Consider the following 9,006-nt stretch of genomic DNA (forward strand, 5'->3'; position numbering starts at 1 on the left):
TTAAATGCCGAACAACAAAACAACCCGCGCCGCCAGCGGAAGAGGCTCCATCCGGCAGCGCCCAGACGGACGATGGGAAGCAAGGCTGACATTGGGGTATGATGAAGGCACAGGCAAGCGCAAAACCCTAAGTATCTACGGTGCAACGCAAAAAGAAGTGAAAAAGAAGATGACGGAGAAGCTGCGCCAGCTGGATACGAATACCTATATAGCCGATGACAAACGGACGCTTGCGCAGTATCTCGATACATGGTTTGCTGAATTTATTGTTCCAACGCAAAAGCCGTATACTATCACGACTTATCGAGGCGTCATCAAGAACCACCTGAAGCCTAATTTGGGTGCGGTGCGGCTGTGTGACCTTACGACAGAGCAGGTGCAAAAGATGGTTCGCAAGTTGGTCAATGCGGGGAAAGCTCCAAAGACCATCAAGAATGTTCTGACGGTGTTAAACAGCGCCCTTGAACAGGCCGTCAAAGCGCAGACTATCCAGCGCAACCCCGCCAAATTTGCAAAAATCCCGGCGGTGCGGGTTAAGGATATACACCCCCTCTCCCCTGCTGAAATTGTTGCGTTTGTGGATGCGGCGCAGGATTCACCGTACTATGCACCGCTGATGTGCTGCTTGTTTCTAGGGCTGCGCGAAGGTGAGGCGTTGGGCCTTGCATGGGAACATGTAGATTTTGAGAATTGCAAGGTGCATATCTGCCAACAGCTGCAAAAAGATAAAGCGAAGGGCGGGCAGTTCTACATCCAAGAGGGAACAAAGAACGGCCAGAGCCGCATTCTGGATGTACCTGACTTTTTGTTGGAAATTCTGCAAGAGGAAAAACAGCGCCAGTTGCGGGCGCGCCTAGCCGCCGGGCCAGCGTGGCAAAATGTGTGGGGGCTGTGCTTTACTGATGCGCTAGGCCGGTGTATCAACCCGCATACCTTGTGGGCAAACTTCAAGCGCATTGCAGCAAGTATCGGGCTACCGGATGCCCGCGTGCATGATCTACGGCATACCAACGCAACGCTTGCGTTGGTGAACGGTGATGACCTGAAAACAGTACAAGCAAATCTGGGCCACGCAACAGCGGCCTTTACCCTGCAGAGGTATGTACACGCAAGTGAAGCAATGAAGCGGGCCAGCGCGAACAGGATGCAGCAGTTCTTTGATGACAATGTAAAAAAGGCATAAAAATACCCCCGGCAAGCGTGAGCCTGTCGGGGGTAATATCATGCCACAAAAACGGTTTCTAATTCTGTTGTGGGTAAAATGGTGGGTAAAAGAGCATTTTTATAAACCAAAAACCCGCATATCTTACGCAGATACGCGGGTTTTTGTTGGCGGAGTAAGAGAGATTTGAACTCTCGCGGCCCTTTCGGACCCTACGCCCTTAGCAGGGGCGCCTCTTCGACCTCTTGAGTATTACTCCACAAGTCAAAGTGATAAACTATTCACTTTTTCACACAAAATGGCGGAGAGGATGGGATTCGAACCCATGGTCCGCTCGCGCGAATCGCTGGTTTTCAAGACCAGTTCCTTAAACCACTCGGACACCTCTCCACAGTGGCCACCACCAAGGTGCGATAGTTATATTACCATAAGCCCTGCAGAATGTCAAGCATGAAAATGAAAAAACAGCAAAAGAAATTGAAAAAATTAAAAAGAAAAAGAGAAAATACAATAAAATCACGCCAAATCGTCCAACACTTGGCGCGCGGCACGCACGGACGCTGTATCCGTCTGCTGGATATGCCACTCGTCCAAACCGGGCAGCCCCATGGGAACGCCCTCACGGCGGAACACCATCCGGCTTTCCAGTTCCACTTTCCCACTCATGTGGTAAGCCCTTGCGCCCGGCAGGGCAGCCGAAAGCTGCCGGATCACCCCGGCGTTTACCCCGGCACCGATCAGTACTTCCGGACCATTGGTGCGGTCACGCTCTGCCAACAGGCTGCACAGAACGTCAACACCCTGCACACAGCTGGCGGCGGCACCGCTGGTCAGCACGGTATCAATTCCAAGGGCGGCGGCGTCGCGGTAGGTTTGCAATGGGTCGGCAGATACATCAATGGCGCGGTGTAGGGTGAGCCCAGCACTATTGGCGGCCTTTGCCAGCCGTGCGGTTGCGGTGCAATCCAGCGTGCCGTCCGGGTTCAGGCAGCCAATCACAAAACCGTTAGCCCCGGCACTGCGCAGCTCAGTGATCTGCGCGCACATCATCTCAATCTCTTCCGGCATATACAGAAAGTCCCCTGCACGCGGGCGTATCAGGCAGCGCACGGCAACATCGCTTTCGTGTCGGATCTGACGCAGCAGCTCGGTATAAGGGGTCAGCCCACCGGCCAGCAGTGCACTGCACAGTTCCAGACGGTCCGCCCCGCCAGCAATGGCAGCGCGCGCCGATGCAAGGCTATCCACACAAACTTCCAGCAGCATAATGACCCTCCAAAACGATTTTTCTTATTTAATATAAGAGTAACACATTCCGGACGGGGTTACAATGCCTTTGCGCTACCAAAGAGCGCCGACAAAATTTAAGCGGCATGTCCACCGCGCATAACGCGCAGGGGGTGGGTGCTGCTTTGTGGGTGTGGCTGCGGGGCAATGGTTACGCTCCGCTTTTGCGTATTGGTATTGCGCAGGGCAATGCGTACCCCAGCAACTGCGTTAAAGGTGAAGCACAGCACGGCCCCAATGGCGAGGGCTGGCAGCAGGGAAAGCTGACCTTCTGCCACGGCGCAGACGACCATCAGCCCGCCAAAACCGATGGAATACAAAAGGACATTGCAGATAAGCTCGGTAAGTAGATTCATTTTCATAATTATGACCTCCGGGATCGTGCCGCAAATTAAAAAACAGTTGCGAAAAATGCAATAAAAGTACAACGACAAATGCATAAGAACAACTTGAAGTTGTTTTATGAATCTAGAATAGTACAACTAGCGGTTGTTGTCAAGGGGCGCAAAACAACTTTTTCTAGAATATTTTTTCACGGAATCTCTTTACAAATACTACCTTGGGTTGTATAATGAAACCATAAAACTTGGCGAATGCCGCGGCTTGGGCTGGTGCATGGGTGCATCGCTTGACTGCTGCTTTATGTACAGCGCGGCAACCACAGTGAAAGTAGGAAAAACCATGTTTTCAGAACGACTGAGAGAAGCCCGTAAGGCGAAACATTATAGCCAGGCAGAAGTTTCGCGCCTGCTAGGCGTTACCCAACAGGCTGTTGGCAAGTGGGAAACTGGGCGCTCCACCCCGGACCCACAGACGGTTGCCCGGCTGGCAGAAATTTTAGATACTACCGCAGACATGCTGCTTGGTCTGCAAAGCAACGCAGACGCGCACGGCGCCGTTGGGCAGCGTGCGTTCAGCCAGTATACCCAGTGCCCAATTCCTGTTGTGGGGACGGTGCGCGCAGGGTACGATGCCCTTGCTTTTGAGGAAGATTACGGCACAGAATACGCCAGCGTAAAGGACCCGCAGAATTATTTCTATCTTGTGGTTAAGGGCGACAGTATGGAACCGCGCATTTCGGATGGCGATCTGGCCCTTATTCACCGCCAGAATACGCTGGATAACGGTGACCTTGGCGTTATGGTGTATGGTGATGGCAACGGTACCCTGAAAAAATACATCCAGCGCGGCAACGCTGTTGTGCTACATCCTTTCAACCCGGATTATGAGGATTTGATCATCCGCGGGGAAGAATTGGACCATTTGTACATTGCCGGTAAGGTTGTGGAGACCAAAGCCAAGTGGTAAAAAACCGCAGCGCGTTCCCGCGGTAATGCGGATGAGGCCAGCAGATAACTGAATAAAATTTTTCCTACACGCCGTCTGCAAAACAATGCTTATGCGGCGGCGTGTATTTCTTATACCATTTTTTAGGGCACGTTATAAAACCGTGCTGGCTAGTAAGAGGAGAACGGACCATGCAGCTGGAAGATAAACTTGCGATTTTGGCGGATAGCGCCAAGTATGATGTGGCATGTACTTCCAGCGGTGTGGACCGCGCCGGGGTACACGGCAAGCTGGGGTGCAGCGTGGCGGCGGGCATCTGCCACAGCTTTACGCCGGATGGGCGGTGTATTTCGCTGCTGAAAGTGCTGTATTCCAACGCCTGCTGTTATGATTGCGGTTATTGTGTCAACCGCCGCTCCAACGATGTACCCCGTGCGACCTTTACCCCGCGGGAGCTTGCAGAACTGACAATCGGCTTTTATAAGCGTAATTACATTGAAGGGCTTTTCCTTTCCAGTGCGGTCATCGGTACGCCGGATTATACGATGGAACGCATGATCGAGGCGCTGCGCATTCTGCGGCAAGAATATCATTTCAACGGCTATATCCACGCCAAAACCATCCCCGGCGCGGACGCGGAATTGGTGCGGCGTATCGGTCTTTTGGCGGACCGGCTTTCGGTCAATATTGAACTGCCCAGCGAAGCCAGCCTTTCCTTGCTGGCTCCCGATAAAAAGAAGCAGGCGATTTTGAAGCCGATGGGCCAGATCGCTGTACAGAGTGCGCAGAGCAAAAAGGAGCTGGTGCTGTACCGCCACGCCCCGGCGTTTGCACCGGCAGGGCAGAGCACCCAGATGATTATTGGAGCGACGCCGGAAAGCGACCGCCACATTATGGGATTGGCGGAATCTTTATATAAAAAATACTCGCTCAAGCGCGTGTTCTTTTCGGCGTATCTTCCGGTTAACAGTGATTCCCGCCTGCCTGCGCTGAATGTACGCCCGCCGCTTTTGCGGGAACACCGGCTGTACCAGGCGGACTGGCTTTTGCGGTACTATGATTTTTCGGCTTGGGAACTGCTGACAGAGGAAGAGCCGAACTTTGACCCTTATCTGGACCCCAAATGTACCTGGGCAGTGCGCCACCCGGAATTTTTCCCCGTGGAGATCAACACTGCGCCCAAGGCGGCCCTGCTGCGTATTCCGGGTATCGGGCCCAAAAGTGCATTGCGGATTTTGTCCGCCCGCCGCCAGCAGCACCTTGGAATGGCGGAACTCAAGCGGATGGGGGTTGTGCTGAAACGTGCCCAGTACTTTATTACCTGCAACGGCCGCGCCGCAGCCCACGGAACCCGGCAGGAAATCGCCGCGGCGCTGCTGGACCCCAAGGCATTTGCCGTGGGTACGCAGCAGCTTTCGCTGGATGACTTTACCCCGAAGGTTCTGCCGGATGCAGCGCCCGCTGTGCAGAAACTGGCCGCGGCGGGGATGCCCGCCCGCCAGGCAGCCTATGAGGTAAAACAGGAGGCTTTGCAATGTCTTACCCGGCGCATGTGACCGACACGGTGTACCGCTATGATGGAACCTTCCAGGGCTTTTTGTGCTGCATTTTTGAAAGCTATTCCCGCAAAGAGATCCCTGCCGCCGTCTGCGCACCTGACCGCGGGCAGATCAGCTTTTATGATTCGTGCGAGATCGTAACAGACCCTGCCCGCGCCCAGCGCGTTGCAAGAGGATTGGAGCGGCTCGGACCGACGGTAAAGGAACGCATAACAACAGGATTTTTATCGGATGACCCGGAACATGAACTGATCCTGCTGCGCTTTGCGCGTATCTGCTTTGAAAAAGGCCCCGCTGCCGCGCGTGCAACAGGGGACCCAGATATCTGTGCGGCGTTTGACCTAGAACGGGCGGTCAATAATGAAGCCTGCAAGTATATTGAGTTCATCCGCTTTGAACAGCGTGATATGATGCTTGGCACGGTGATCCACCCCAAAAACAGGATTCTGCCGCTGCTGCGCGGGCACTTTTGCAGTCGGTTGCCGGATGAAGACTTTATGATTTTTGATGCGACCCACGGCATCGCCATGCTGCGCAGGGACCGCAAAGTGCAGTATATGGTCATGGAGCATTATGATAAAAACACCGGGCAGGAGGAACTGGACTGGCAAAAGCTGTGGAAACGCTTTTTTGATGCCGTTACCATTGAACAGCGCCGCAATGAACGTTGCCAGATGACCCACGCTCCCAAGCGCTATTGGAAAGATATGTGCGAAATGGCGCTGCTGGGCCGGGGAACCGCTGGTAAGGCGGAGCAAAATGCGGAAGCAGCCCGATAAAAACAGCAGCTTTACCCCCTGTGCAGACATAAAAATTTGTGGTATACTAATACTTATATATTATTTGTATGCGTGTGTAAGATCACGGGCCGGAAGCAGGCAGGAAATTTGCCCTGCGGCAGACGGTAAAACAGAAAAGATAGGGGAGTTTCTGCATGATGGAAGAATTGCTGCATATTCTTGAAAAAAATGCCCGCCTGCCGGTGGAAGATATCGCCGCTATGATGGGCAAAACGCCTGCCCAGGTTGCCACTATGATGGATGAGGCGGTTGCCAAGGGGTATATCCGCGGTTTTGAAGCCATGATCGACTGGGAACAGGCTGGTATCAATGTGGTGGAAGCAGTGATCGAACTGCACGTTTCCCCGCGCAAGAGCCGCGGTTTTGACGAGATTGCATCGGTGATCGCAAGCTTTGACGAGGTGGACAGCGTTCTGCTGATGAGCGGCAGCTATGATCTGCAGGTCATCATCAAGGGCCACAGCTTCCAGGAAATTGCCCTGTTTGTGGCAAAGCGCCTTTCTCCGCTGGACGATGTACTTTCCACGGCAACCAGCTTTGTACTACGCCCGTATAAGCGCGGCGGCAAGCTGTACCTGAACGAAGAAGCCGACGAAAGAGAGTGTACCGTACTGTGATGAATTACGATGAACTGCTTGCGCCGGCTGCGAAATCCATGCGGCCTTCGGGGATTCGCAAGTTTTTTGATTTGGCCGCCGAAATGCCGCACTGCATTAGCCTTGGCGTGGGCGAACCGGATTTCAAGACGCCGTGGACCATCCGGGATGCGGGCATCCGTAGCCTGGAACAAGGCCGTACGCGCTATACCGCCAATGCGGGTATCAAAGAGCTGCGCGCCGAAATTTGCCGCTACTTGGCCCGCCGCATGGAGCTGAACTACCAGCCCAGCGAGGTGCTTGTTACCGTGGGCGGCAGCGAGGCCATTGACCTGACCATCCGTGCACTGGTCAAACCGGGGGATGAAGTCATCATCCCGGAGCCTTGTTTTGTCTGTTATGAACCGATCACTTCGTTGACCGGCGGCGTGCCGGTGCACATTGCCACCAAAGTGGAGGATGATTTCCGCCTGCGGGCGGACCAGCTGCGCGCCGCCATTACGCCGCGTACCAAACTGTTGATCCTGCCGTATCCCAACAACCCCACCGGCGGCGTGATGGATGCGGCAGATCTGGAAGCCATTGCGGAGGTGCTGCGCGGTACCAATATTATGGTGCTTTCGGATGAGATTTATGCGGAGCTGACCTATGGATTGGAACGCCACATCAGCATTGCCACACTGCCGGGCATGAAAGAACGCACCATCGTAGTGAACGGCTTCTCAAAAGCGTATGCCATGACAGGCTGGCGCCTGGGATATGCGGTTGGTCCGGAACCGGTGATCAAGGTGATGACCAAAATTCACCAGAGCTGCATTATGTCGGCCCCCACCACCAGCCAGTATGCAGCTATCGCAGCGCTACATTCCTGCGATGATTCTATTGAGATGATGCGCGATGAATATAACCGCCGCCGCCGCTATGTGGTAAAGGCGCTGAACGATATGGGCCTGACCTGCTTTGAGCCGCGCGGGGCGTTTTATGTATTCCCCTGCATTCGCTGCAGCGGGCTGACCAGCCAGGAATTTTGCGAAATGCTGTTGAAAGAGCAGGAGGTTGCCATTATCCCCGGTGATGCTTTTGGCGCCAGTGGGGAAGGCTATGCGCGCATCAGCTATGCCTACAGCGTGGAACACCTGGAAACTGCCATGCGCCGCATCCGCACTTTCCTGAAAGACCACGGCTGGCTGGCAGAATAAACGGCAAAAACAGGAGCTGAACAGGATATGGTATATCAAAAACAATTGGTCGTGGTGTTGGCGCCTGCCAAGTTGAACCTTTCGCTAGATGTGGCTGGACTGCTGCCAAACGGCTACCATGACCTTGACATGGTTATGCAGACCATTGACCTGTATGAACGCATCACCTTGCGCCGCAGTGCAGACCTGACCCTGCGCCTGCCGGGTAGCTTTGTTCCGCCCAACGATAAAAATACAGCGTACAAAGCGGCTGTGGCGTTTTTCAATTATACCGGGCTGCTGGCCGGGGTGGATATCACAATCCAGAAGCATGTGCCGGTGCGGGCTGGTATGGCGGGCGGCAGTGCGGATGCTGCCGGTGTGCTGGTTGGCCTGAATGAGCTGTATAACGCGCAGCTTTCAATGAGCGAGCTGTGTGCCATCGGTGCGGGCATTGGCGCGGATGTACCCTTTGCCCTGATGGGCGGAACCTGCCGGGTAAAGGGCGTGGGCGATTTGATTAAGCCGCTGCCGCCCTGCCCGGACTGCTGGTTTGTGGTGGTTATGCCCAGCGTTGGCATCTCCACACCGGAGGCGTTCAAGCGCTATGATATCATGGGAAGCCCGGTTCACCCGGACTGTGAGCACCAGGAACAGGCCATCCGCGAAAACGATCTGGCTGCTATGTGCACCGCTGCAGGCAATGCGTTGGAACATTGCAGCGGCGCGGTGGAAACAGCCGCTATCTGTAAGCAGCTGAATGCCCAAGGCGCAGTAACCAGCCTGATGACTGGTTCCGGCGCGGCGGTGTTTGGTGTGTTTGATGATGAGCAAAAGGCGAAACAGGCCCAGCAGGCATTGCAGGCCGGGTATGACCAGGTTTATCTGGCCCGCCCGGTGCGCGGCGGTGCGCGCGTTTTGCCGCTCCCTGCCAAAAAGGACCACACACCCAGGCGGGAAAAATAAGCCTGCTGGTTGCAGGTCTGCAGCATGTGACCTGCCAATAGCTTTTGCGTCTTTGATTTTATGCCTTTTATGGTTTATAAAAACTATAGGCAATACCGCATAATTCTAAGTGCCGATACGGCGAGCGAGGTGCGGCAGCTGCTAAGCCAAAAGCGCAGATAATACTGGATG

The 9,006-nt window shown here is 54.4% G+C and carries 9 protein-coding genes and 2 tRNA genes; 7 read left to right on the plus strand and 4 right to left on the minus strand.

Translation table 11 applies throughout. The features are described from left to right. The first annotated feature begins 4 nt into the window (after window positions 1-4). On the plus strand, window positions 5-1,183 hold the full coding sequence (locus C4885_RS02415; RefSeq protein WP_113998864.1) for a site-specific integrase: 1,179 nt from the start codon (window positions 5-7) through the stop codon (window positions 1,181-1,183). Window positions 1,184-1,330: 147 nt separating this feature from the next. Here C4885_RS02415 and C4885_RS02420 read toward each other — a convergent pair. The 4 genes from C4885_RS02420 to C4885_RS16250 form a co-directional block, all read right to left on the minus strand. Continuing rightward, window positions 1,331-1,421 (minus strand) — tRNA-Ser (locus C4885_RS02420). A 40-nt stretch (window positions 1,422-1,461) separates the two neighbouring features. Next, a tRNA-Ser gene (locus C4885_RS02425) sits at window positions 1,462-1,552 on the minus strand. A gap of 126 nt (window positions 1,553-1,678) precedes the next feature. Further along, the gene (locus C4885_RS02430; RefSeq protein ID WP_113998865.1) at window positions 1,679-2,428 is read right to left on the minus strand and encodes a copper homeostasis protein CutC; all 750 of its coding nucleotides are present in this window, start codon (window positions 2,426-2,428) and stop codon (window positions 1,679-1,681) included. A gap of 98 nt (window positions 2,429-2,526) precedes the next feature. Next, window positions 2,527-2,811: a hypothetical protein gene (locus C4885_RS16250; RefSeq protein WP_147237738.1), complete on the minus strand. Its 285-nt coding sequence runs from the start codon at window positions 2,809-2,811 to the stop codon at window positions 2,527-2,529. A gap of 319 nt (window positions 2,812-3,130) precedes the next feature. Between C4885_RS16250 and C4885_RS02440 the strand changes: the two genes are divergently transcribed. The 6 genes from C4885_RS02440 to ispE all read left to right on the plus strand — a co-directional run bounded on the left by C4885_RS02440 (window position 3,131) and on the right by ispE (window position 8,835). Beyond that, complete coding sequence (locus C4885_RS02440; RefSeq protein WP_113998875.1) at window positions 3,131-3,757, plus strand: LexA family transcriptional regulator; 627 nt, start codon at window positions 3,131-3,133, stop codon at window positions 3,755-3,757. Window positions 3,758-3,927: 170 nt separating this feature from the next. After that, window positions 3,928-5,292, plus strand: coding sequence for a putative DNA modification/repair radical SAM protein (locus tag C4885_RS02445; protein ID WP_113998867.1), 1,365 nt, complete (start codon window positions 3,928-3,930; stop codon window positions 5,290-5,292). Continuing rightward, entirely contained in the window at window positions 5,271-6,074 is an 804-nt protein-coding gene (locus tag C4885_RS02450) for a TIGR03915 family putative DNA repair protein (RefSeq protein WP_113998868.1), read from the plus strand. Before C4885_RS02445 ends, C4885_RS02450 begins: the two co-directional genes overlap by 22 nt. Before the next feature lie 158 nt (window positions 6,075-6,232). Beyond that, window positions 6,233-6,712, plus strand: a complete 480-nt coding sequence (locus tag C4885_RS02455; protein WP_113998876.1) for an Lrp/AsnC family transcriptional regulator — start codon at window positions 6,233-6,235, stop codon at window positions 6,710-6,712. Further along, complete coding sequence (locus C4885_RS02460) at window positions 6,712-7,890, plus strand: pyridoxal phosphate-dependent aminotransferase (protein WP_113998869.1); 1,179 nt, start codon at window positions 6,712-6,714, stop codon at window positions 7,888-7,890. Before C4885_RS02455 ends, C4885_RS02460 begins: the two co-directional genes overlap by 1 nt. A gap of 27 nt (window positions 7,891-7,917) precedes the next feature. Next, window positions 7,918-8,835, plus strand: coding sequence for a 4-(cytidine 5'-diphospho)-2-C-methyl-D-erythritol kinase (gene ispE / locus C4885_RS02465; protein ID WP_113998870.1), 918 nt, complete (start codon window positions 7,918-7,920; stop codon window positions 8,833-8,835). Window positions 8,836-9,006: the final 171 nt, after the last annotated feature.

This window comes from Subdoligranulum sp. APC924/74, from assembly GCF_003324125.1.
GTDB classification, from domain to species: domain Bacteria; phylum Bacillota; class Clostridia; order Oscillospirales; family Ruminococcaceae; genus Gemmiger; species Gemmiger qucibialis.